Genomic DNA, 24,380 nt, shown 5'->3' with positions numbered 1-24,380 from the left:
GAGAGGTGTCTGGCGGCGGCCAGGTTTTCCGGGCTCACCTCCAGGGTGTGGTCCTCTCCCGAGCGGAGTTCCGCTATCCGGTTCTGGTTGATATCGAAGCCCGTAACCGGCCGGGTTCGTCCGAAAGCCACGGCCAGGGGAAGGCCCACGTAGCCCAGGCCGATCACGGCGATCCGGGCGGTCTCTTGCGTTGGTAGTGTCATGAGGGTGTGTTCCTTTCGGGGTGCTCTGTGCACGTGTGATGCGCTCTGTTGATTGCTCCAGCGCGGTACCTGGCCCGCAGGCAGTCCGGGCACAGCCCCGCCGGGGACACCGGAGCACCCCCTGCTCCCGGTTACCCTGGTGTCGACTGTCCTTACGACGGTACCGATGCAGTATAGCAGATTTCAGGGGGCGGTTAACCCCTGAAAAAGGATATACGGTAGAAAAATACCGAATGAGATGGATCTGGATCGGAAGCCAGATCTGGATCTCNAGCGAAAAGGCCAGCCCTCCCTTGCCCAGGATCTGCTCGTAGTNGCCGCTCTTGATGCCCACGCCGTTGAAAAAGAGGTTCGCTGTCTCCACCCAGGCGTTCCCGAGGTGCCTGCAATGAAGGCNCCCGGGGAGCGGGTGCTCCCCGGGGAGGNACTGCGGGCCGGGCCCNGNGGGGNTATCCCTTGACGGACCCCGACATGAGACCCCGGACAAAGTANCGGCCCGAGACAAGGTAGATCACCAGCGTGGGCAGGGCTGCCATGAGCGCGCCCGCAAAGTGCACGTTGTACTCGAGGACTCCCGTGGAGGAGCTCACCAGGTTGTTCAGGGCTACCTGCATGGGCTGGCCCCGGGAGCCACCGAAGGAGGCCCCGAAGAGGAAGTCGTTCCAGATGTTGGTGGTCTGCCAGATCACCGAGACCATCAGTACCGCCGCAGAGTTGGGCAGAATAATGCTCAGGACGATGCGCATGAAATGGGCGCCGTCCACCTGGGCAGACTGAACCAGCTCGTGGGGGATTCCGGCGTAGCTGTTCCGGAAAAAGAGGGTGGTGAAGGCGACCCCGTAGACGGTGTGTACCAGGATGAGGCCCCGGGTTGTTCCCGAGAGACGCAGCATTCCCAGGATGCGCGCCATGGGGATCANCACCGTCTGGAAGGGGATGAAGGCCCCGAAGAGAATCAGCCCGAAGAGGAGCCTGCTGTGCTTCACCGGCCACTGGGAGAGGACAAACCCCGCCAGCGCGCCGATTACGGTGGAGAAGATCACCGAGGGGATCACCATGACCACGGAGTTCATGAAGTAGGGCCGCAGACCCGTGGCCTGAACTCCTATCTGCGCGGTAGCCCAGGCCTTGCCCCAGAAATCCAGGGAGAAATCCCGGGGAAGGGCCATCATGTTACCGGCCCGGATCTCGCTCAGGGGCTTCACCGAGTTCACCAGCATCACGTAGAGGGGTACCAGGAAATAGACCGCACAGAGCACCATGAGTGCCACAATGAGGCCCTTTCCAAAGCGCGACATTCGTACCGTTCCGCCAATGGTCATGCTAGAGCTCCTTCACCTGGGAACGGATGTAGGGGACGATGATCGCCGCGATCCCCAGGAGCATGATCACCGCCGAGGCGGCTCCGATTCCCATCTGGTTCCGNTGAAAGGTATAGGAATACATGAANGTTGAGGGGAGCGCCGTGGCGCGCCCCGGCCCGCCTCCGGTCAGGGCGATGACCAGGTCGTAGGATTTGATCGCCATGTGACCCAGGATGACAAAGACCGAGAGAAACGATCCCGCCAGCTGGGGAATGATCACCCTGGTATAGAGGTTGAAGAAGCCCGCGCCGTCNACCACGGCCGATTCTACCGTTCCGTGGTCGATTGCCCGGAGCCCCGAAAGAAAGATCACCATGACAAAGCCGCTCACCTGCCAGACCGCTGCGATGACTACCGTATAGATCGCCATCTCGCTGTTCTTGATCCAGTCGAAGGTGAAGGCCGTGAAGCCCCAGGTGCGCATGATATGCTGCAGGCCGATTCCCGGGTCCAGAAACCATTTCCAGGCCGTTCCCGTGACGATAAAGGAGATCGCCATGGGATAGAGAAAGATGGGCCTGAAGAAGCGCTCGCCGAAACGATGCAGGTCTATCAGGACCGCCAGGAGCAGCCCCACCAGGGTGCTGATGCCAATGTACAGGACAAAGAAGATGCCCATGTTCCGCAGGGCCACGTACCAGTGGTCCAGCCGGAAGAGGCGCCGGTAGTTCTCGAGCCCTACCCAGGTGTGAACGGGGAGAATCCGGGAACCCGTAAAGGAGAGGTACACCGTAAAGAGAATGAATCCATAGACAAAGACAAGGGTGATGATGATCGCCGGGAACAANACGACCCGGGCCATCACATCGTCGCTGGATAGTCGCAGACGGGTTTTCATGGTTTTAGTTCCTTAAGAAGGGGAGAACTCCCCGGGTATGNCCCCGGAGAGGTTCTCCCGCAGTGTACTGAAAAACCGCCCGCGCTTACCGCGCCTGGGCTACGGCGTCGGCGAGGGCCCGGACTGCCGCCTGGCTCGAGACCTGGCCGTTGAAGTGGGCCGTGATCACGTCATACATGGCTTCCATCACGTTGGCCGGGTTCGCATGGCGGTGAGCCATGGAGCCAAAGAGCGTTCCCCGCTGGTTTGCTTCGGCGAGGTCTGCCATGGCTGCCNGACCGATGCTCTCGAACTGTGTGTCGGGGACGTCGGTCCGGGCAGGGACGGAGCCCTTCACGGTGTTGAAGGCGATCTGGAACTCGGGATCCATAACCGCGCTGGCCATGAGGTTCTGGGCTGCGCGATACTGGGGTGCNACCTGGAACATCACGAACTGGTCGGAGTTGAAGAGGACCGATCCCTGGGTTCCGGGGGTGCGGAATCCTTCGAAATCTGCTCCGGGTTCGAGTCCGGCGTTGAGGAACTCACCCTTGGCCCAGTCGCCCATCATCTGGAAGAGGGCCTGNCCCTCGATCACCATGGCGCTGGCCAGGTTCCAGTCGCGGCCGCTGAAGTTGGGGTCCAGATACTGGGTGAGCTCTTCCATTCGCTGGAAGACCTTCAGCATCGTGTCGGAGCGCAGCGCTGCGTCGTCCAGATCGATCATGGTGCGCTTGTAGAACTCGGGGCCTCCCGTAGAAAGAAGAACGCCGTCGAAGATGGTGGCATCCTGCCAGGCCTGCCCGCCGTGGGCGAGACCGACGTATCCGGCTGCCTCGGCGGCGTCCATGGCGGCAATGTACTCATCCCAGGTGGTGGGGATGTCCAGGCCCAGTTCGTCCATGATGGACCGGTTNGCCCAGACCCAGTTGGTGGAGTGGACGTTCACCGGNGCGGCGATCCAGTTTCCGTCGTACTTGGAAAACCCCTTGATCGCATCGGGGACAACTTCGTCCCAGCCTTCGGCCCGGGCGATCTCGTTCATGTTTGCCAGAAGGCCCAGCTCGGCCCAGTCGATGATGTCCATTCCCAGCATCTGGACGGCTGCGGGGGGGTCACCGGCCGTTGCCCGGGACCGGAGGACCGTCATGGCCTGGGTTCCGCCGCCTCCGGCGATGGGAGAGTCGATCCACTCGATCCCCTCGGCCTCGAGGTTGTCCTTCAGGACACCCAGGGCTGCTGCCTCGCCACCCGAGGTCCACCAGTGGAGCACCTCTACGGAGTCAACCTGGGCGACCTCCTGCCCGCCCCGGGCAAAGAGCAACGCCCCGGGGGCCGCCATCAATACAACCAGCGCCAATACAACAAACTTTCGCATGGAACCTCCTTGTGATCCCCGAAGACGGGATCCGTTTGAATCAGTGGTAAAGTTTTTTGACTTCACCCTGAAATACTGTTACAGTCTATGTTCAGCCTGATCAGCTGTCAAACAAAATATCCGGCGGGAAACGATGGTACACCCTGACGATTCGGGGCCGCTCCTCTGNGGAGTTGACCTGGGCGGAACAAAGATAGTGACGGCTCTTGTCTCNGGTGACGGGACGGTNCGCGACAAGCGGTTNATCCGCGACCACCGNGGCCAGCCACCGCTGGTGGTGGTCGATCGCATNNCCCGNCAGGTGCGGGAGCTTCTGGCCAGCCGGGAACTGCCCCTGTCGGCGCTCTCCGGCATCGGGGTGGGCACCTCGGGCCACGTGGATTACCGAAACAGACGCATCATCATGAANTCCAACCTCCCCGGGTTTGCCGGGTTTCCCCTGGGCCAGGCCCTGGAGGATTCCCTGGGCGTGGCGGTCTCCCTGGATAACGATGCCAATGCCCAGGCCTACGCAGAGTATCGCTTTGGTGCGGGCCGGGGCTTTCCCGATATGGCTTTTGTTACGGTGAGCACCGGTATCGGTGCCGGCCTTGTGCTGGGGGGGAGGCTCTACCGGGGCGTGACGGGAACGGCCGGCGAGCTGGGCCATACCATTGTGGAGCCCGCGGGGATCATCCGTTGTGGCTGCGGCCGCCAGGGGTGTCTCATGGCCCACGCTGCGGGGCTCTGTCTGGGCCAAACGGCCCGGGAGCTTCAGCAGGAGGAGGCGCTCCCCTCGGAGGTGATCACCGATGATCTCCNGGACCAGGAGATCACGGGAGAGCTGATCGGTCAGGGGCTCGCCCAGGGGGATCCCCTCTGTTGCCGCCTGGTCCAGCGCTACGCCGACTACCTCGCTATCGGGTTGAACAATCTCTTCCAGCTTCTGGATCCGGGGCTGATCGTTCTGGGGGGAGGGCTCACCGCCTGGGGGGCTCCCTATCTGGACCGGGTGCGGTCCCGTTTTGCACGACATCTCGAGGGAATGACCACAGCAGCACCTCCCGAGATTCGCCTGGCCCGGCTTGGCGCCGACGCCGCTGTGGTGGGGGCTGCCTCGCTTCCCCTGGAGCAGGTGTCCCCGGAACCCCGGTGATGTCCACCGGCCCGCTGATGCCGACGGTTGGTGTGACCTGGTCTGGTATGTCCGGGCCTGGTATGTTTGAGCTTGTTGCATTGGAGCACCCATGAACGACCGCCAGAAAGATATTCTCCGCCTTCTTTCCCGAAACCGGGAGATCTCCGTGGCCGATCTCTCCAGCCGCTTTGAGGTGAGCGGGGTCACGATTCGCCAGGATCTGGATTCGCTCCAGCGCCAGGGCCTCCTGCGGCGTGTCCACGGGGGGGCGGTGCTCCAGAGCGCCGACGAGATTTCCTCCAGGATCAGTATCAACTACGATCGCAAGCAGGCGATCGCCGAGGCGGCGCTGCGTCTTGTCCAGGAGGGTGAGACGATCTTTATCGAGTCCGGTTCGGTGAATGCCCTTCTGGCGCGGCAGCTCAAGGAGCGCAGCAATATCACCGTGGTGACCAATAATCTCTTTATCGCCCGGACGCTCAAGAACTCCTCCGTGGAGGTGATCACTTTGGGAGGGCTCTACCAGCACGACAGCGAGTCCCTGGTGGGGTCCGTGGCGCGGCTGGGACTGGAGGCGCTGAACTTTACCACCTGCTTTATCGGGGTGGACGGCTTCACCTTTGATACGGGGTTCACCTGCACCGACATGATGCGCAGCGAGGTTGCCGCCTCGGCGGTCTGCAAGAGCCCCCAGGTGTGCGTTCTCACCGATTCGAGCAAGTTCGGATCGGTGGCGCTCTCCCGGATTTGCACGCTCGATCAGGTGGATCACCTGATTACGGATTCGCATATTCCCGGGGAGTACCGGGAGCGCCTGCAGGAATACCCCCTGACGCTCACGGTGTGCCAGGCCTGATCGCCCGGCCTCGCTCCAGGGTCTTGCCGGGCAGGGGGAACCCGGCCAGGGTGCGTTACCCGGGCAGCGCGATCCCGGCGGTCATGAAATCGCGCAGACACTGCGATATGGCGCGGGTGCTCTCGGGAAAGACGATTCCCCGGGAGAGAATCTTCTCTGTGTCCAGCCGGATGTCCCGGGGCCGCTCCCGGTAGAGCTTGTGGTCGGGAACCAGCAGTTCCTCCACCCGGTGGGAGATCCCCAGTTCGCGGAAGACATGGCGGAAGAGGTCGTAGCGGTTCAGGTCGTTCTCGCTGCCCACGTGATAGGTGCCCGAGGGGAGCTCCAGGAGCGCCGGAAACCGGTCCAGCAGGTCGTAGACCCAGGTAACACCCCGGTACTCGTGGACCGCCACCTTTGTGCGGCGCCCCGAGATGGCGATTCTGATGGAGTCCCAGACTACGTTGGAGTTCACGGGCTCCCGGAACTCGGGAAGCCCGAAGAGCCAGGTCAGGCGGAGGATCAGCAGATCCTGGCTGATCTCGCGCAGACGCTCTTCTGCCTCCAGTTTTGTCTTGCCGTAGACCGTGTTGGGCACGGCCTGGTGGTCCTCGCTGTAGGGGCCCGGTTCGTCGTTGCCGTTGAAGACCTGTTCGGTGCTCAGAAAGACCATGCGCGCCCCCGCGTCGCGGGCTGCGGCGGCCACGTTGAGTGCTCCCGTGACGTTTATCTCCCGGGCCTGTTCGGGGTTTTGCTCGCAAAAGGCTGTGGCGGTCACAGCTGCACCGTGAATGACGATCCGGGGGGCGAAGGCGGCGATCTTCCGCTGCACTGCATCGCTGTCCAGAATATCAAGATCTTCCCGGCCCACCCCTTCTATCTGGTGTTCTCTGCCGTGATACCGCTGGAACCGTGTTCCCAGAAACCCCTTGTTTCCGGTTATCAGGATTTTTGCCACCCTGTTTCTCCTTATGCTGATCAGCCCGTATACCACTATGCCCACGCGCAGAGCGTGGGCACAGGAAATGTGCGGTTTCACCGCTGGGGAAAAGGTATCAGTAAATTCACGGGATATCCAGTTTTTTGGCCTTCCCGGGATTTCTTTTTTTCTGCCTCCCCGGCGGGGTTGCTCGGGCTGTGCTGCGCGGGCTGCCTTGCTCGGACTTGTGCCACTCGGACTGGGCTACTCGGACTGGGCAGCCGGGCCGCCGGGGGGCAGACCCTCAGAGGGCCTGCTCGGTCCGGGCGATGATGTCGTCCTGGGCCTCCTGCGAGAGGGTTGTGAAGAAGGCCGAGTACCCCGCCACCCGGACAATCAGGTCCCGGTGCGCTTCGGGATTTTCCTGGGCTGCCAGCAGCGTGGCGCGATCCACCACGTTGTACTGCACGTGCCACCCCTTGAGCTCTCCAAAGAAGGTTCGCAGGAGGTGTTCCAGCTTGAGCCGTGCCGCCGGGTTGTCAAAGATCTGGGGGGGGACTTTCTGGTTCAGGAGCACCCCGCCCAGGATCTTTTCCGTGGGGAGTTTGGCGATCGACTGGAACACCGCCGTGGGGCCCTTCAGGTCTGTTCCTGCCGAGGGCGATGCTCCTTCGGCCAGGGGGGTGAAGGCCTGGCGTCCGTCGGGGGTGGCGGGAACAACCGCGCCCGAGGGTACGTTGGCCGAGATGCTCGAGGTGCCTCCGTAGTAGCGGCACCCGATGGGTCCCCGGCCCGCCCGGATGGTCCGGTACTGTTCGAGCTCCTCCAGATACATCCCGTAGGCCCGGGCCAGGAGCAGATCCACCTCGTCCTCGTCGTTGCCGAACTTGGGGGCTCCCATGAGGAGGTGTCTCCGCACGGCCTCGCCCTGCACTCCGGCAAAGTTGCTGCTCAGATGCTGCATGAGGTCTTCAGCAGAGATGGTCTGTTCCTCAAAGACCAGTTTGCGGATCGCCGCCAGGGAGTTGCCCAGGTTGGCGATCCCCACCTGCAGGCCCGAGACAAAGTCGTAGACCGAACCACCCTGGTGGATCGTCTTTCCCCGACCGATACAGTCGTCCACAAAGGCCGAGCAGAGCAGGTCCGGGGCATCCTCTTCCAGTACGGTGTCGATCGCCGTATCGATGGCGATTCCCGCCCGGGCATAGTGGCTGATCTGGTCTTTCCAGGCCTCCATGACCTGGTCGAAGGAGGTAAAATCCTCGAGCCGGCCCCGTCCGGGGAAGAAGCGTTTGCCCGACATGGTGTCCATGCCGTCGCGCAGGGCCGCCAGGAAGACCCGGGCAAAGTTGATAAAGTGTTTTCCCGTGCACCGGTATCCCCACTTGCCGGGAACGGCTACCTCGATGCAGCCGATGGCCGAATAGTTGCGGGCGTCTTCCTCGGATACGCCCAGGGCCATGAAGGAGGGAATCACCACCTCGTCGTTGTTGAAGGCGGGCATTCCGAAGCCCAGGCTCACCACCCGGAGACACTCCTGGAGAAAGTCCTCGCTCATGGCGCGGTGGAACCGGACCGAGAGGTTGGGCTGGGTCAGGCGCGTGGCGGCCACGGATCGCAGGATCAGGTAGCTCAGTTCGTTGACGGCATCCGTCCCCTCCGGGGTCTGGCCGCCGATGGTGACGTTTTGATAAAGAGGGCTTCCGGCGGAGTAGCGGGTATGAGACCAGGAACGAATCTTGTTGACCGAGAGCAGCTTGATCCAGAGGTTTTCCAGCAGTTCCCGGGCCTCGTCTTCCCCGATTCGCCCTGCCTCGAGGTCGGCCCGGTAGAAGGGATAGAGGTACTGGTCCATCCGTCCCAGGGAGAGGGAGTGGCCGTTGCTCTCGATCTGGAGCGCCAGCTGCACAAACCAGGTAAGCTGCAGCGCCTCGTAGAAGGTCCGGGGAGGGTTTGTGGCGATAAACCGGCAGGTTTCACCGATCCGCTGGAGTTCTTCCCGGCGCCGGGCTCCCGTGGTGGGGTCCCGGAGCAGCTGGGCCGCCAGGTCTGCGTAGCGACCGATAAACTCCTGGAGCGCTTCCAGGGAGATTTCCAGGGCCCGGAAAAACTGGTCGCTCGCGAGTCCTTCCCGGCTCGTGAGGTCGCAGTCCCGGCGGCGGGAGGTAACCCGTTCCAGGTATCCCCCCAGACCGATGTCCAGNATCTGTTNGTTGTTCACAGCGATGTGGGCGTCGCCGGAGGTGAGGTTGCCCTCGGCCCGGATGATTCCCGATTCGTGGATCTCCCGCAGGTGGGGTGCCATGAGGGCCCGGCCCCGGTCAAGGGTGGTTTTTCCCCGCCAGAACCGGCAGATTTCCAGGAGCTCTTCCCGTTTTTCCCGGGCTGTTTCCTCGTCCGGGGCCAGGAAGAAGCGGTCCCCCGGGCGCTGGTCGAACTGGTCTATCTCCTGTTCGATCCATTCCACGGCGTATTCCGGGAAGATCGGGGCTGCCCGGAGCTGCGAGGAGTGGTTTCCCGCCAGGAGTGTTTCCTTTTCTATGAAGATGGTCATGTCCAGGAGCGTTTTCTTCAGGGCCAGGGCGCGACGGACCACGACCGGTTCCCGGGAAAAGTCCTGATATACCCGGGTATAGCACCGGGCCCGTTCCAGACAAATGCCGGGCCGTGCCTGAAGCACCCGCTCGCGCAGGGTCTGCATCCGATCGGCCTTTCCGCTTTCTCCTGTCACCGCTTCCATGAGGTCCTCCTGATCGTATGAATTTAATGATACATTTGTTTTAAATGAAAGTCAATATGGTATCAAATGAAATGCTCAGCGGCGAAAGGGCACGCCGAAAAGGAGGAAAAATAAATCTATCGAAGAAATAAAATAATCTGCGCTTTGGTTTGCAATTTAGCATCGAAGGCTGTTATAACTAGCGAGACCTGAAATAACCAAGCAGAAGGTGTAAGGAGACCCACACTATGCTGATGGACGGTGTACAGCTCATGATTATTGGAATGAGCGTTGTCTTTGTGTTTCTTGTCCTTTTGGTCATGCTCATGACCGTGATGACTTCAATCGTACAACGCTTCTCGCTTCGATCCTCTGCCGCCGCCGCACAGGAGCGGACCGCTGCCGTGCTGGCAGTCGTGGCAGCCCACAAGAACCACTCATAAGGAACCTTTCATGAAGAAAATCGATGTAATGATCACGGCTTTCCGGGACGGATTCCAGTCGGTCTACGGGGCCCGGGTTCTGACAAAGGATTTCATTCCTGCTCTGGAGGCGGCGTCCCGCGCCGGCCTTCGCCACTTTGAGGTGGGCGGTGGCGCCCGCTTTCAGTCGCTCTACTTCTATTGTAACGAAGATGCCTTCGAGATGATGGATGCCTGCCGCGAGGCGGCGGGGCCCGATGCCAATCTCCAGACCCTGGCCCGGGGGATCAACGTGGTGGGGCTGGAGAGCCAGCCCAGCGATATGATCAAGCTCCACGCCGAGCTCTTCAAGAAGCACGGGATCACCACGATCCGTAACTTCGATGCTCTGAACGATGTGGAGAATCTTGACTACAGCGGCCGCTGTATCGAGGAGGCGGGGCTCCAGCACGAGATCGCCATCACGCTCATGGGGCTTCCCCCGGGGCTTTCAGGCGCTCACACGGCAGAGTTCTACGATGCCACGCTGCAGCAGATTCTGAAGGCCGATATTCCCTTCCATTCCCTGGTTTTCAAGGATGCTTCGGGGACGGCTACGCCCAAGGTGGTCTACGAGACGATCAAGCTTGCCAAACAGCGTCTGCCCGGGAATATTCCCACCCGGTTCCATACCCACGATACGGCGGGGACGGCCACGCTTACCTATAAGGCGGCTCTTGAGGCGGGTGTGGACGGGATCGATCTTTCCATGGCTCCCGTGTCGGGGGGGACGGCCCAGCCCGATGTCATGGTGATGTGGCACGCCCTGCGGGGTACCGACTTTGACCTGGATATCGATATCGACAAGGTTCTGGAGGCGGAGGAGGTTTTCAAGGACTGCATGAAGGACTATTTCATGCCGCCCGAGGCGCTGGCTGTGGAGCCCCTGATCCCCTTCTCGCCCATGCCCGGTGGTGCGCTCACGGCGAATACCCAGATGATGCGCGACCACAACGTGCTGGACCGCTTTCCTGATGTGATTGATGCCATGCGCGAGGTTGTTGCCCGGGGTGGGTTTGCCACGTCGGTGACGCCCGTTTCCCAGTTCTACTTCCAGCAGGCTTTCAACAACGTTATGTTTGGCCCCTGGGCAAAGATCGCCGAGGGCTACGGCCACATGGTTCTGGGCTACTACGGCAAGACCCCCACCGAGCCGGATCCGGAGATCGTTGCGGTCGCCCGGGAGCAGCTCCAGATGGAGCCCACCACCGAGAGCCCCCGGGTCCTGAACGACCGGGACCCCAAAAAGGGCCGGGCCGCTGCCGAGGCCGCGCTGAAAGAGGCGGGGCTGGAGATGACCGACGAGAACGTCTTTATTGCTGCTACCTGCAAGGACCGGGGAATCGCCTTCCTGAAGGGCGAAGGCAAGCTTCAGGTTCGCAAGAACGAGGCTCCCGCCGCGCAGGCTGCCGGGACTTCGTCGGGAGGCGGCGACGGGACCTACACCGTTACCCTGGAGGGCGAGCGCTACACCGTGAAGGTCCAGGGCGGAACGGCCACGGTGAACGGCACGAGTTATCCCTTCAAGGTGGAGCAGGACTCCGCTGCGGGCGCCCCCGCTCCGGGTGGTGCTGCGACACCTTCGGGCGAGGCGGTGGCGGTAACGGCCCCCATGCCCGGCGTGGTTCTGAAGGCGCTGGTGCGGGCAGGAGATTCCGTGGCGGCGGGCCAGCCTGTGATGCTCATGGAGAGCATGAAGATGGAGATGAACGTGGAGGCCGAGGTTGCCGGTGTGGTGGGATCCATCGAGGTCTCTGACGGCGATCACGTGGTGGCAGATCAGAAGTTGCTCACCATCACCCCCACCGCGTCCTGAGGAGCGTAGTCCATGGATTTTTCACAGTCTGTTTACAGCCTCTGGCAGGCCACCGGTCTGGTGGCCTTCACGGGAGGCCAGCTTGCGATGATCGCCGTGAGCCTGGTACTGATCTACCTGGCCGTGGCAAAGAATTTTGAGCCCCTGCTCTTGCTTCCCATCGGGTTCGGGGGCATCCTGGCCAACGTTCCCGTGGCAGCCATCGCCGGGCCCGAGGGTTTTCTGGGGATGATCAGCATGGTGGGCCTCGATACGGGAATCTTCCCGCTCCTCATCTTTATGGGGGTGGGTGCCATGACCGATTTTGGCCCGCTCATCGCCAACCCCCGCACGGCCCTCCTGGGTGCGGCGGCCCAGTTCGGCATCTTTGCTACCGTTCTGGGTGCCGTTGCGCTGAGTGTCTACGCCGGGTTCGATTTCTCCCTTCAGGATGCCGCATCGATCGGGATCATCGGCGGTGCCGACGGACCTACGGCGATTTTCCTCTCCTCCCAGCTGTCTCCCGATCTGGTAGGGGCCATCGCCGTGGCGGCCTACAGCTATATGGCGCTGGTGCCGATCATCCAGCCTCCCATCATGCGGGCCTTCACTACGCCGGAGCAGCGCACGATCGTGATGAAGCAGCTCCGGGAGGTCACCAAGGTGGAGAAGATTATTTTCCCCCTCCTCACCCTGGCGTTGTGTATCCTCCTGCTGCCCACGGCAACACCCCTGATCGGGGCGCTCATGTTCGGCAACCTGGTGAAGGAGTCGGGCGTGGCCGACCGGCTTTCCAAGACCCTCCAGGGACCGTTTATTGATACCGTGACGATCCTCCTGGGTCTGGTTGTGGGGTCCAAGCTGGAGGCGGCCATGTTCCTGAGGATCGAGACCCTGGGGATCGTGGTTCTGGGGCTGGTGGCCTTCGCCATCGGCACCATGACGGGGGTCCTTCTGGCTCAGCTGATGAACAAGGTCTCGCGTATTCCCGTAAACCCCCTGATTGGTGCTGCGGGGGTGTCGGCGGTGCCCATGGCTGCCCGAGTGGTGAACAAGGTGGGGCTGGAAGCAAACCCCAGAAACTTCCTGATGATGCACGCCATGGGTCCCAACGTGGCCGGGGTTATCGGCTCGGCCGTTGCGGCGGGAATCCTCCTGGCGGTGTTTGTCTGAGTTTTGGTTCGGGGTCTGATTCTGGAGTTTGATTCTGGGGGGCCTGCCTGGTCGGGCCCCTCTAGCACCCCGCCTCGGCCTGCCGAGCCAGACGCCTGCGGCGGGCGACCCCCAGAAGACCGGGGCGACAGGTACACACCTGGTTGCGGCCCCGCTCCTTTGCCTCGTAGAGGGCAAAATCAGCCCGGGCGATCACGTCGGCCGGTTCTTCCAGACCGGCGCAATAGCTGTAGGTTACCCCCACACTCACGGTCATGCGGATGTCCTCACCCCGAAAGGAGAAGACCCGCTCCTCGGCAGCGCGCCGTATCCGTTCTGCCACGGCCAGGGTGTCCCGGGGCGGGCACTCCACAAGCAGGGCCAGAAACTCCTCACCCCCGTAGCGGGATACCACGTCCTCGGTCCGTACCGATTTTTCCAGAATCCGGGAGAACTGATAGAGCACCTCGTCGCCTGCCAGGTGCCCGTAGGTATCGTTCAGCCGCTTGAAGTGATCGATGTCGATCTCCAGCAGGGCAAAGCGCGCCCCGTAGCGCCGGACCTTCTGGATTTCCTCCATCAAGCGCTGGTTGAAGAAGGAGTGGTTGTAGAGGCGGGTCTTGTAGTCCGTCACGGCGCTCACGTAGTGGAGAATATTCTGGAGACCGATCGAGGCAAAGACAAAGAACTGGTTGATATACCTGAGTTCTTCCTCGGTGTAGGGATCGTCCAGGATGCGCGCGCCGATAACCACCACCCCGTAGAGTCCGTTGAGCCCCAACAGGGGAACCACCAGCTCCGGGTCCAGCGGTCGAAGCGCTTCAGCCTCCCGGGGCGCAGCGGCCAGAACCGCCGTAAAGGAGACCGCCTCCTGGGAGGTCTCCAGCACCGGTTCGAGCCAGTCGATCGAGGCCAGCCTCACCGGGGGCTCTTCCGGTTTCAGGTTGCGGTAATAGAGGGTTTTCACGGGAGCCTTGTACTCCAGGGGATCCAGAAAGACCGCGACGTGACGGGGAACAAAGGCCTGGAGCAGGGAGGTTACTACGTAGGAGACCAGGTCTTCCTCGGTGCGACGGGTAAAGAGTTCAACCGACTGGTTCACCAGCTGCTGAAGCCGGTCGGCCTTGTTCCGGTATTCCTCGAGCTGCTTCAGCGCTCCCGTATCGTGAAGTGCTCCGTATACCGACAGAACCTGATCCTGTTCCATGACATTTGGAGTATAGCTGAAAAGAGGTGACTACGGGAGAGAAAAAATGATTTTTATGTGCGCTCCCTCGTGATTCCACCGAATCATCTCTCCCTCCAGATCGTCCACCAGGGCCTCAACAAGAAGCATTCCCAGGGAAGACCCCCTGGAGGGGTCAAAATCATCGGGAAAGCCGGGCCCGTTGTCGCTGATAACCAGGTGGAGGCGCGGCTGGCCGGCCTGGTCTTCCTGGTTCTTCCCCTTTTCCCGGGTGATCCGCTGAGCCGGATCGATCGGTTCGGGTGAGTTGGCTGGTTCGGGTGAGTTGGCCGGTTCGGACGGGGCGCCCGGGGCTGATCCGTCCCGACCAAAACGGAGATGTACCACGAGCCCTGGGGAATCCCCGGCGTACTTGAAGGCGTTCATCACCAGCTCCTGAATAATCAGCCCCAGAGGCTTGACCGTTTCCAGGGGAAGGGGAATATCCTCGACCTCCAGGCGAATATCTGCCGCTTCGCCCGGGTCTCCGCAGGCCTGACGAATGGACCGGACCAGGGCGTTACAATAGTCCGGGAAGACCACTCGCCCCAGGTCCTCAGCCTGGTAGAGCGAGGAATGGATCAGGGAGATCGCCGCAACCCGGCCGCGCAGATCCTGCAGGAGGTGCCGTATCGCGCTGTCGCTGCTTCGGGTAACCTGGAGGGAGATGATACTGTCGATCACGGCCAGGTGATTCTTTACCCGATGGTGGGTCTCCCTGAGCTGGAGTTCCCGCTCCCGGGCCAGGGCCCTGGCCCCCCGATCCTCCCAGATCTGGGCGGCCCTGCGGTGAACGGCCCGCAGAAACCACCCCAGGACGGCCAGGGAGATCGCTGAAACCAGGAGCAGAACTATTACCCGGGAACGCCACTGCCCCAGAAAGAACACGGGACACAGAACCACCGCCACATCCAGGGGAAGACTCCTGGCCCGGGTAACCGCAACCAGGGAACCCTCCCGGCGACCGCTGAAGAGGGCCTGATCTATCCCCTGGCCCTGGTCGGCCCGAAGGGCCGCAGCGTGTCCCCGGGGGTCACCCCACCGGGCCACCACATCCCCCTCCCGGGAGAAGAGAACCCCGCCCATGGTGCTTCCCAATATCATCTGGAGGGTTCTGGTGAGATACGATTCCTCGACCACAGCTTTCAGTCGGGATCCCTCATGGCTGCGGTGGGCAAACCAGAGGAGCCCTTCCCCGGGTGTGTCGGTACCAGGAAAATGGTGGCTATTCCCGAAGGCCGGACAGAGATGGCATTCCCGGGGCATCTGTGGTTCACTGCGGCGCAGTACCGCCAGGAGATTCCCCCGGGAGTCGTAGAAGCCGGCGTTTGCCACGGCCTCAAGAAAGAGAAAATACTCCGCCAGGAGCCTGCCCGCAGCGGCCTCGTCGTCGATCCCCGAACCGGCGCCGGCCAGAAGATCCGCCTCCCGGGCCGCCCCGGCGAGCCCCCGCCGAACCTCGGCAAGATGATTCGTGAGGGTCTGTTCAACCAGCTGCACCTGAATGAGCGCCAGTTCCTCGGCCTGAGTCACAGCTCTGCGGTAGCTCAAAACCAGATCAACCGTCACAAAGAGCCCCACGGCGATCACCGCTCCGATGAAAACTCCCAGGGCAAGCCGCATATCGGGAGGCGGTCCCTCTCGCCGGTTCGTACGGGATGTCCTGCTCATATCACAGCCCCGGCGGTTCGTACCCCCCGGCGGAGCCCTGAAGGATCTCCAGAAGGAGGGGGTCTATTCCCAGACGCCGGGCAAAGTCCGGTTGGGCCTCCATCAGGCGGCCTCGGGTCTGCTCCTGTTGCCGAGGTTCCGGCCGGTGAATCTCCAGCCCCTGCCGCACCAGTTCGCGCCGGGCCGTCTCCTGGGCCAGGACGGCGGCCTGGCGCTGGTGCCGAACCTCCTCTTCCCAGAGCTCCCGAAAGAGCTGCTGTTCCTCCCTGGTAAGAGATTCCCAGGTCCGTCGGTTCACCAGGGGGATATACTGGGGCATGTACTGGAAATCTTCCAGGGCGAAGCCGATTCCCCGCTCCTGGAGTCCGCCGGTACGCACCGTTTCGAAGGTGGTGAGGAGACCATCCATCTGACCCCGGTCCAGCCGCCGGGGAACCTCGCCCCAGGCGATGGTCACCGCCTGCGCTCCCAGTTCATTGATGCGCAGTTCGTTGGCGAGCCCCCCGGCAACGCGGATCACCAGTCCCTGAAGGTCGGCGTGGTCCTTGACCGGGCCCTGACGAAAGAAGAGGTGCCCGTGACCCAGATCAAACCAGCGACCCGGCACAACCACGGAGAGGCGAGACTCGAGCCGACGGTTTATCTCTGCGCCCAGGGGGCCGTCGGCGTGATAGTGAACAAAGGAGAGCTCCCGGCCGAAGAACTCGGGGAGCAGAAAGACCGCCACGTCCGGCACGAACCGGTCCAGCTGCCACGTTCCGGGGACAGCCATCTCCACAACCCCGCGATGGAGGGCCTCCACCACGTCGCGGTCGCGAAAGAGCGTCCCCGAGGGGAAGACCTCGGCTGCGATGGCTCCCCCCGTCTCCTGGCGCAGACGCCTGGCGAAGTTCCTGACCGCCAGGACCTGAAGGTGATCCGGGGCGTTTTCCAGAGAAATGCGGAAGGGCCGGGGCTCCGATGCACAGAGGGTGCCCCCTCCCGGAAGAAATTCCGGGAGCGTCAGAAGGGTCAGGAACGCCAGGACGAAAAGGTGGATCGGTGCTGTCTTCACCTTTCTATTGTCCCCTCCCGGGGGGATTCCTGCAAGGCCTTTTCCTGATCGCCTGGTCCCGAAGGGGGGTTGGGGGAACCGCGCCCGAGAAGGGCCACGCCCTGCCCTAGAGCAGGGGGATTCCCGCCTCCTGGCAGGCCCGGGCCATCTCCCGGGGCCAGAGCCCCGACTGGATCTCGCCGATGTGGGCCTTGCGCAGATAGAACATACAGAGCCGGGACTGACCGATTCCTCCGCCGATCGAGGCGGGAAGCTCTCCCGCCAGGAGACGCCGGTGAAAATAGAGTTCCCGCCGATCGGTGGCTCCCGATATCTCGAGCTGCCGTTCCAGCGCCACCGGGTCCACCCTGATTCCCATGGAAGAGAGTTCCAGGGGGATATCCAGAACCTCGTCGTAGACCAGGATATCTCCGTTGAGACCCCGATAGCCCGGTGCGGTCTCGGTGGTCCAGTCGTCGTAGTCCGGGGCACGTCCGTCGTGGGGAGGGAGGTCCCCCAGGGGAGCNCCGATCCCCNTGATGAAGATCGCGCCGTGATCGCGGCACAGCCGGTATTCCCGCTCCTTGGGAGAGAGCCCGGGATACCGCCGCGCCAGATCCAGGGCATGGACGATGGTGATCTCTCGGGGCAGCTGCGGGGAGAGCTCCTCGTATTCGTGGCAGATATACCGTTCGGTCCGGCGTATGACGTCGTAGACCGTCCGGACAACCCGCTCCAGCACGGCCCGGGTCCGTTCCCCGGGCTCCAGCGCCAGCTCCCAGTCCCACTGGTCAACATAGAGGGAGTGGATGTTGTCCATGGTGTCGTCGGGACGAACGGCGTTCATGTCGGCGTAGATCCCCTCCCCCGGGGAAAAGCCCAGGTCTGCCAGGGCAAGGCGCTTCCACTTGGCCAGGGACTGAACGATCTCGGCTTCCTCGTTGCCGAGGCCACCCACCTGGAACCGTACGGGACGCTCAAGGCCGTTCAGATCGTCGTTGATACCCTGGTGAGCGCGTACAAAAAGGGGGGCTGTGACGCGAACCAGGTTCAGCTCGTAGGCCAGACTGGTCTGAAAGGCCTCCTTGATCTTCTGGATCGCCCGTTCGGTGTGGCGGGGGTCCAGAAGGGGTCGGTACCCGGGTGGTACAATAAGGGTAGACTGGGAACTCTCCATGGGGGGAGTGTATCATAATGGCCTCGTTACGTTTACCGTCTTTGGTTGTTGTGCCAGCGCCGGTCGTTGCGCCAGCGCCGATTGTTGCGATAGATTTGGAGGTACCATGAACCAGCCCAGGCTGTGCCGGATTCTTGCAATCGGCCTTTTGATCGGCTTCTTTTCCGCCCTCCCGGCGAGGNCCTCGGAACCGCCGCGCCCCACCGTGGCGGTGGTTCTGGCAGGCGGAGGGGCGCTGGGTTTTGCCCACGTGGGTGTCCTGGANGCGATCGAGGCCCTGGGCATCCCCGTGGATATCGTGGCCGGAACCAGCATTGGAAGCATCGTGGGGGCCTTCTACGCCGCAGGGTACCGGGCNGACCAGATGGTGGCGATCACCGANACCACCGACTGGAACGAGGTTCTCTTTGACGCCCCCGACCGGCTCCAGCTGGGGTACACCGACCGCCGACAACGCCGGGCCTTCCGGGGAACGATCAAGTTCCGCGAGGGAGAGTTGCTTCTGCCCTCGGGCATGTCCAGCGCCCAGCGGGTGGTGGAGTACCTGGACGATCTTCTGCGCGCCCAGGCCCTGACCGATTCCTTTCTGGATCTTCCCCGGCAACTGGCTATCGTGGCGGCCGACCTGNTCACGGGCGAGCAAGTGGTCTTCACCGAGGGGGATCTGAAAACGGCGATCCGGGCCAGCTTCTCCGTACCGGGAGCGTTCAGCCCCGTCTATTATCAGGGGCGCTATCTGGTGGACGGGGGAATCATCAACAACGTNCCCGTCGATGTGGCGCGCAGTCTCGGGGCCGACATCGTGATCACCATAAATCTCAGCGCCATGCGGAGCAAACCCGAGGAACTCCGCTCGATCAGTAATATTCTGGACCAGTCCATGCTGATCATGCGCAAGGAGATGCTCGACGAGCATCTGGCGCTCTCCGATCTGGTGATTACCCCCGACCTGGAGGGGCTGGGGCCCGCCGATTTTACCCAGGCCCCCCTCCTGATCCAGCGCGGCCGCGAGGCGGCGGAGAAGCAGATGGAGGAACTCCAGGAGCTTGCCCGGGAGATCCATCGAGCCCGGGGGTTTGCGCCGCCCCTGACAACCCGCCCCGAGAGCGATCTGCCCCTGCGCATCGCGTCGGCTCGCTACGAGGTGCCCCCCATCATTCTGGANTCNACCCGTCAGTTTAACCCGGGGGCGTACCTGCTCCTGGAGGAACTGGTGGAATCCCTCATGGGGACGGAGACCACCCTCCGGGGCCTTCAGGAGGATGTNTACGGCCTCTACCACACGGGTCTCTTCCGGTCCATCTCCTACGATGTGGTGGGGGGATCCGAGGTGGTGATTCTGGCTTCGCCCGAGGAGATTCCCAGCTCGTCCCTCTCCGTGGGGATCGGTATGCGNGGTCAATTGATCGAGAACTCCCTGGGCATGGCCATGACCCACCTGCGCTACACCTACGATCCCGGTGATGGCGCGCCCCGATGGATTCTGGAGAGCTGGTTCTCGCGCACCGCCAGCGCCAGGGCTGCCCTGGAGGTACCCTTTACTCCCTGGTTCTTCATTACCCCCGCCGTTTATGCGCTCTCGGAGAATATGCCCTTCTACGATGGACGCTCGGTAGAATCCTTTTATCTCAGGCGGCGCTTTGGTGCCGAGCTGGGGATCTCTGCCCGCATCAGCAAGAACTGGCAGTTTCGGGCTGCCGCCTTTGCCGAGTGGCTCACCCTGCAGCGCCTCGAGGGAAGCCGGATCGCAGAGTTCGATTTTGATGGAAGTGCCCGTTACGGCGGCCGCTTCGAGTTCGACCGGGANACCCTGGACCGGGATCTCTTTCCCCGACGTGGATCAGAAACGCGTATCGCCCACCGAATCCACTGGGACGAGGANCAGGAGAAGTTCGTTCACCTGGGGACTCTCTCGGCCCGGCGCTACTGGACACCCCTCAGGCGNGTCACCCTCCAGGCTCTTGCCCGGGGTGGCTCCGATTCCTCCACGGGGGCGGCGGTATACGAACGGTTCTTCCTGGGCGGGGTGGAGAACTGGTACGGCTACTACTACCACGAGCTGCAGGCTCGCCATTTTGCCGTGGCCGGAGCCGACGGACGCATCGCCGTGGGCCGACTCCCCCTGGCCGTGGGGGACCGGATCTATCTGGTGGCAGGAGGTCAGTACGGGGGAATTCATTCGGAACAACCCGAGACGTTCCGGGAGGACGCCGATTACCGCTGGGGCGTCCACGCCGGACTCGCCCTGAACACCGTGTTGGGGGCCCTTCATATCGGNACNGCCCTGAACAGCGAGGGCCGCCTCATGACTTTTATCGAGCTCGGTCCCGCCTATACCATGGAGGGCACCGGTTACGACTGGTAGGACCGTTCCCCGGGGTTCGTCCCGGAGTCCCCGGCCGGATCGAGGAGGGGGTCCACCGGGCCGACCTGACCGGGAGCGACCACCAGGGTCAGGGGAGCGTCGGCGATGAACCGGGGCACCCCTTCCTGATCCAGCGCGAGNCCCCAGCCACAACTGGCCTCGTCGCGCCGCGAGAGGGGGGCCGCGTCCGGGCCGAGCCGACTCGCCAGACTGACCCGGCTGATCCGGGCGATCACGAAGACATTGGGATGNTCCCACCCCTCGCGGAGGCTCGCGTGGGTAAAGAGAAACCGCTCCGGCTCCTCCAGACCGCAGAGCCGTCGCCGGTCCCGGAGGATCTCCTCCAGGACGGTGATGTCGGTGCAGCCCGAAGCTGCCGAGAGCCCCCCTCTCCTCGGTTTCGGGTTCACCGGGAAACCCGTCCTGGGGTCGCGGGGGAAGTACCCCCGGGCCGTGTCCGTCGTGGCCAGGGATCGCAGGTAGGCCCCGTAGGGGTCGTTCGTGGCCAGGCTCTTCAGAAGCCGCCACCGTTGCCGGCGGTATTCCTTCCGGAAAAAGGCCAGACCAGGCCCCGGCTCCCGGGGGTCGCGGGCGTCGGAATAGAGTTCTGCATCATCCAGAAAAATCAGGGAGAGCACCTTGATACCCCGGGAAAAAAGGGCCCGTTCCCGGCGCAGGTGCACCTCGATCACCCGGCTGATCCGGGAGGTCCAGCAGGCGTCCCGGGCCTGTACCACCTCCAGGGGTTTCAGGAGTTCCCGCTCCCGGGCAGCCCGGGCATCCAGACGGTAGACCGGCCGCAGGGCCTGGCGGTGGATCGAGGAGATCAGCAGGACCTGCGAGGGTTGAAGCAGCTCCAGCGCCGCCCGCACGGAACCGGCACTTTTCTGGTGCGGTTCCATGAAGAGCACCACCGGGCGGGCCGAGCTGATCACCTCCTGGGGACTCCGCGACTGAAACCGGTCCTGAACCTGAAAGAAGAGGCGGTGGTCCCGGCGGGACGAGGAGAGCTCCCCCGAGGTGGCCACCATCAGGGAGATTCCCCCCTCGAGTTCGAAGGCCCGCAGCCGGTGCAGCTGCCGGGGGTCGTACCCGAAGAACCGGGCCCGGCGCTGATAGAGCGCGCAGAGATGGTCTGCCGCGTTCTCCAGGAGATCGAGCACCCGGGCCTTCAGCTCCTGCGAGGGGACCAGGAACACGAAGCGGTTCTGGCCACGCCGACGGTGAAGCTCGAAGATAAACCGCACCGCGCAGTAGGTGCTGCCCGTTCCCCGCTCCATCTCCAGGGCGATCTGGTGCGAGGAGAGGGCGCCAGCCATCAGGGCCTCCAGCGCTTCTTCCTGATGGGACGGGTGGGGAAAAACCGGGGGGATCATAGCCACCCCACCACGGTACCCGGCGAGGACTGGCGAAAGCGGTGTTCCAGGGCCCGCTTGTGCTCCTCTCCGGTGAAGGCGCTCTCCCGAAAGATCGCTGCCCCGGGACGGCGCCGGGCGATCTCGTCCGGNACCAGGTCCTCCAGGGTGTGGCCAAACCAGGCCGCGAGGCGGTTACGGTCGGCCCAGAAAAGAGTGTCTCCCGCCAGGGGCTGCCGTTCCAGGGGGACCCCTGGGGGGATACCCCTGCTCAGGAGGGCGTGAAAGAGGAGATCCTCGGCGGTTCTTCCGGGCTTGATCCTCTCGATCTGGAGGGGGAGATCCTGCTGAAGGTCGTCGGGAGGCTGCGCCAGGGGCTCCTCCAGGGTGGCGGTGTCCCCCCGGAGCAGCCGGAAGGGCATCTCCCGGCCCCGCAGGTGCTCCAGCGTCTCNCCATCCCCGGGGGGGAGAATCAGCANAAGGGATCGCTCGCCCTGGTCCTGGCTGTTGTGCGCCAGCATCCGGTCCACCTGGGCCACCGCTTTCCGGGGGGCTGCGGGATCGGCCAGGACGAGGAGGCACCCTTCCCGCTCCTGCCAGGGGCTGTCCGGGGTGGTNCCCGCCAGGGCGTTCTTGCAGTAGTGCACGGTTCTCCCCGGACCGGCTCCCTCGCTCCAGGAAAAGAGCCGCTGTTCCTCGCCAAACAGCTCGTCCAGCAAAAAGAGCAGCGGCACCTCCTCCCCTGCGGGGAGCGCCACCTGGAGGACTCCCCGGTGGTGCAGAAGGTTCCAGGCAAGCCTGAAGAGGGGACAGGCCACGGAGAGCCAGGCCGAGTGGTTCTGGCCCTGATCGCCGGACCCTGGGGGGGGCGCGGGCAGNGCGAGGCTGACCAGGGTCACCCGCTCCAGGAGGCTCTCCTGGAGAAGGGCCAGGGCGGTGAGCGNTTCCTCCTGAATCACCACGTTCCGGGCCTGGTCAAAGAGGAGGCTTTCCCGGCATCGGGGTCGCAGGACTCTGTCGGTCGGCTCCCGGGAGCGGCGCAGNGCATCGGCCCGCCCGGGCCAGTTCAGGAGATACTGTTCCACGGTGCCAAGAATAGCACATTTCCTCCGCCTCCGCAGGGACCGGGCTCTTTCAGGATCTCTCCTCGCGAATCAACCCTCGTGCCCAAACCCGGGCAGCCTCACAATCCCTCTCGTCGGGATGGGTAGAAGCATCTCGCCACCGTCTCAACCGCTCCTCGGTAGGCCCGTGGGGATGTCCGGGGGGGAGACTCNTCATCCACTCCTGGAGTCTGACATCCACCGCACCCTGACAGATAAAGGATCCCGCCAGAGGTGCCCCGGAAAGAAGAGCAGTAGCCCGTTCCATACTTTCCCGGGCATGATCCGAATCGGGATACGCTCCCAGGGTTGCGAAGAGAGCCGTAGGAGTGGTCCCCACCCCCTGCAGATAGTCCCGGGCTGCGTCATCGGCGGTACCCTTGTCTACCCAGAATCCAAAAACAAGCAGGTCAAAACCCTCCGGTGAGGGCGCGTCTTCCACAGAGAACAGTTCTGCCCCGGGAATTTCCTGGTGTATGGCCTGGGCAATCATTTGGGTATTTCCCGTCTTGCTGGAATAAACAACCATGATTTTCATCTTTCACTCCTCACTATCTGCCTATGTACATATGTCGTTGTGTGCGTAGCCTGTCGGCACTATGGGGTCCTGACCTTCCCTGACGGTCCAACGCTACGGCCGGGGTGACGGAAGTTTTTTTGCNAGCCCCTCTATCTCTTCCAGAAGATGGACCGAGGCACGCATGATCATGGTAGAAGGAATGATCGCGATATTGTTTTCCCGTCCCGCCCGCGTCATCGTCACGGCCTGATCAGCCAGGAGGATATCGTCCACACTCTGCAGACTCATGGCACCCCAGATAAAGTCGGGATCGGCCGTCAGGAGATACTCGGGAGATACGATCGGCCGCGCACCCGTAAGCGGGTCAGCCAGGTTTTCTACCCCCAGAAGCCTCAAGATGTCTCCCGCCAGGGAAGTACTGGCAAAGGCCTGCATGGGGTGGGCCGTATAAATAAAGAGTCCTCGCAGGGGAGTTTGCCCCTCCCGATCTCTCTGGCGTTGCTCCAGCAAAGACCCCAGAATTTTTACCACCTCCCTCGCCTCCGGGCCCGCTTCCGTGAGATCACCCAAAATTTCTGTATGCTCGAGAATAGACTTCACCGAAGCAGGGTTATAGACCAGGGCGGGAATGCCCCGGGAAGAGAGTCTCCCGGCTAAATCCGGATTCATGGGGTCCACGATCACCAGATCCGGATCAGCCATCAGGAGGTGCTCCAGACTTACCCGGGAAACGGTACCCACCGTGGGCAGCCGGGCTGTCTCTTCGGCGGGAGCAATCGGTATACGGCTCTCCACGGTGGCAATAATCCGGTCACCCCCGCCCAGAGCAAAGATCGTTTCCACCGCCCCCGCTGCGAGGACAATAATCTCCCCATAGGAGCGCAGGGGAACCCGGTTCCCCAGGCTGTCGACGATGTGCACATCCTGNCCCTCCTGAACTCTTCGCCAGGAGCTATCGGCCCCTGCCGGTCCGGAGGGGACAACCGCGCTTCCTCCGCCCTGTTCCGGGGAAGATCCTCCCGGGGACGCTCCCGAGCGGGCCTCGGGGCTCAGACCCCACCGNGCCAGGGAGGGAAGAGCAAGAGAGAATCCTCCCGTAGCAACAATTATTCCCAGAGCCAGAAGGGCTGCTCTTTTTTTTCTCGTCATCGGTTTTTCCTTTCTTTTTTTC

General features: G+C 62.9%; 18 protein-coding genes and 1 pseudogene. 6 read left to right on the top strand and 13 right to left on the bottom strand.

The features are described 5' to 3' along the window. From B071_RS19100 to B071_RS0108325, 4 genes and pseudogenes are all read right to left on the bottom strand, one after another. Window positions 1-203: pseudogene (locus tag B071_RS19100) on the bottom strand (hypothetical protein); the annotation flags it as partial. A 194-nt stretch (window positions 204-397) separates the two neighbouring features. Beyond that, window positions 398-1,261: a carbohydrate ABC transporter permease gene (locus tag B071_RS16675; RefSeq protein WP_438829662.1), complete on the bottom strand. Its 864-nt coding sequence runs from the start codon at window positions 1,259-1,261 to the stop codon at window positions 398-400. A 265-nt stretch (window positions 1,262-1,526) separates the two neighbouring features. Then, window positions 1,527-2,186: a carbohydrate ABC transporter permease gene (locus tag B071_RS0108330; protein WP_438829661.1), complete on the bottom strand. Its 660-nt coding sequence runs from the start codon at window positions 2,184-2,186 to the stop codon at window positions 1,527-1,529. Window positions 2,187-2,490: 304 nt separating this feature from the next. Then, window positions 2,491-3,726 carry an ABC transporter substrate-binding protein gene (locus tag B071_RS0108325; protein WP_438829660.1) on the bottom strand — a complete coding sequence of 412 codons (1,236 nt, stop codon included), beginning with the start codon at window positions 3,724-3,726 and terminating at the stop codon, window positions 2,491-2,493. 169 nt (window positions 3,727-3,895) lie between these two features. On the opposite strand from B071_RS0108325, the gene B071_RS0108320 reads away from it, so the two are divergent. Both B071_RS0108320 and B071_RS0108315 read left to right on the top strand, forming a co-directional pair. Then, window positions 3,896-4,897: an ROK family protein gene (locus B071_RS0108320; RefSeq protein WP_018526644.1), complete on the top strand. Its 1,002-nt coding sequence runs from the start codon at window positions 3,896-3,898 to the stop codon at window positions 4,895-4,897. 91 nt (window positions 4,898-4,988) lie between these two features. Continuing rightward, complete coding sequence (locus B071_RS0108315; protein WP_018526643.1) at window positions 4,989-5,735, top strand: DeoR/GlpR family DNA-binding transcription regulator; 747 nt, start codon at window positions 4,989-4,991, stop codon at window positions 5,733-5,735. A gap of 55 nt (window positions 5,736-5,790) precedes the next feature. Here the strand turns inward: B071_RS0108315 and B071_RS0108310 are convergent, their stop codons facing one another. Together B071_RS0108310 and B071_RS0108305 are read right to left on the bottom strand one after the other, a co-directional pair. After that, entirely contained in the window at window positions 5,791-6,672 is an 882-nt protein-coding gene (locus B071_RS0108310; protein WP_018526642.1) for an SDR family oxidoreductase, read from the bottom strand. 265 nt (window positions 6,673-6,937) lie between these two features. Next, entirely contained in the window at window positions 6,938-9,334 is a 2,397-nt protein-coding gene (locus tag B071_RS0108305) for a glycyl radical protein (protein WP_438829659.1), read from the bottom strand. A 266-nt stretch (window positions 9,335-9,600) separates the two neighbouring features. On the opposite strand from B071_RS0108305, the gene B071_RS16670 reads away from it, so the two are divergent. Genes B071_RS16670 through B071_RS0108290 form a run of 3 tightly spaced genes read left to right on the top strand, consistent with a single transcriptional unit; the run spans window position 9,601 to window position 12,781 of the window. Further along, the gene (locus tag B071_RS16670) at window positions 9,601-9,795 is read left to right on the top strand and encodes an OadG family transporter subunit (protein ID WP_018526640.1); all 195 of its coding nucleotides are present in this window, start codon (window positions 9,601-9,603) and stop codon (window positions 9,793-9,795) included. A gap of 10 nt (window positions 9,796-9,805) precedes the next feature. After that, window positions 9,806-11,629: a biotin/lipoyl-containing protein gene (locus tag B071_RS0108295; RefSeq protein WP_018526639.1), complete on the top strand. Its 1,824-nt coding sequence runs from the start codon at window positions 9,806-9,808 to the stop codon at window positions 11,627-11,629. A 12-nt stretch (window positions 11,630-11,641) separates the two neighbouring features. After that, complete coding sequence (locus B071_RS0108290) at window positions 11,642-12,781, top strand: sodium ion-translocating decarboxylase subunit beta (RefSeq protein WP_018526638.1); 1,140 nt, start codon at window positions 11,642-11,644, stop codon at window positions 12,779-12,781. A 61-nt stretch (window positions 12,782-12,842) separates the two neighbouring features. Here the strand turns inward: B071_RS0108290 and B071_RS0108285 are convergent, their stop codons facing one another. The 4 genes from B071_RS0108285 to asnA form a co-directional block, all read right to left on the bottom strand. After that, on the bottom strand, window positions 12,843-13,967 hold the full coding sequence (locus tag B071_RS0108285; protein ID WP_018526637.1) for a GGDEF domain-containing protein: 1,125 nt from the start codon (window positions 13,965-13,967) through the stop codon (window positions 12,843-12,845). Window positions 13,968-13,997: 30 nt separating this feature from the next. Then, window positions 13,998-15,656, bottom strand: a complete 1,659-nt coding sequence (locus B071_RS0108280; protein ID WP_040587865.1) for a sensor histidine kinase — start codon at window positions 15,654-15,656, stop codon at window positions 13,998-14,000. Window position 15,657: 1 nt separating this feature from the next. Then, the gene (gene dctP, locus B071_RS16665; RefSeq protein WP_018526635.1) at window positions 15,658-16,710 is read right to left on the bottom strand and encodes a TRAP transporter substrate-binding protein DctP; all 1,053 of its coding nucleotides are present in this window, start codon (window positions 16,708-16,710) and stop codon (window positions 15,658-15,660) included. Window positions 16,711-16,816: 106 nt separating this feature from the next. Next, complete coding sequence (asnA, locus tag B071_RS0108265) at window positions 16,817-17,866, bottom strand: aspartate--ammonia ligase (RefSeq protein ID WP_018526633.1); 1,050 nt, start codon at window positions 17,864-17,866, stop codon at window positions 16,817-16,819. Here asnA and B071_RS0108260 point away from each other — a divergent pair. After that, entirely contained in the window at window positions 17,865-20,231 is a 2,367-nt protein-coding gene (locus tag B071_RS0108260) for a patatin-like phospholipase family protein (RefSeq protein ID WP_083914693.1), read from the top strand. The two genes, asnA and B071_RS0108260, sit on opposite strands and share 2 nt — an antisense overlap. Here B071_RS0108260 and B071_RS0108255 read toward each other — a convergent pair. The 3 genes from B071_RS0108255 to B071_RS16660 all read right to left on the bottom strand — a co-directional run bounded on the left by B071_RS0108255 (window position 20,219) and on the right by B071_RS16660 (window position 24,358). Continuing rightward, window positions 20,219-21,607, bottom strand: a complete 1,389-nt coding sequence (locus B071_RS0108255) for a DEAD/DEAH box helicase family protein (protein WP_018526631.1) — start codon at window positions 21,605-21,607, stop codon at window positions 20,219-20,221. The two genes, B071_RS0108260 and B071_RS0108255, sit on opposite strands and share 13 nt — an antisense overlap. Window positions 21,608-22,720: 1,113 nt before the next feature. Then, window positions 22,721-23,218: a flavodoxin family protein gene (locus B071_RS0108245; protein WP_438829658.1), complete on the bottom strand. Its 498-nt coding sequence runs from the start codon at window positions 23,216-23,218 to the stop codon at window positions 22,721-22,723. Window positions 23,219-23,320: 102 nt separating this feature from the next. Further along, entirely contained in the window at window positions 23,321-24,358 is a 1,038-nt protein-coding gene (locus B071_RS16660) for an ABC transporter substrate-binding protein (RefSeq protein ID WP_018526628.1), read from the bottom strand. Window positions 24,359-24,380: the final 22 nt, after the last annotated feature.

Source organism: Alkalispirochaeta alkalica DSM 8900, assembly GCF_000373545.1.
Classification (GTDB): Bacteria; Spirochaetota; Spirochaetia; order DSM-27196; family Alkalispirochaetaceae; genus Alkalispirochaeta; species Alkalispirochaeta alkalica.
This window is presented reverse-complemented; position numbering and strand designations above follow the sequence as displayed.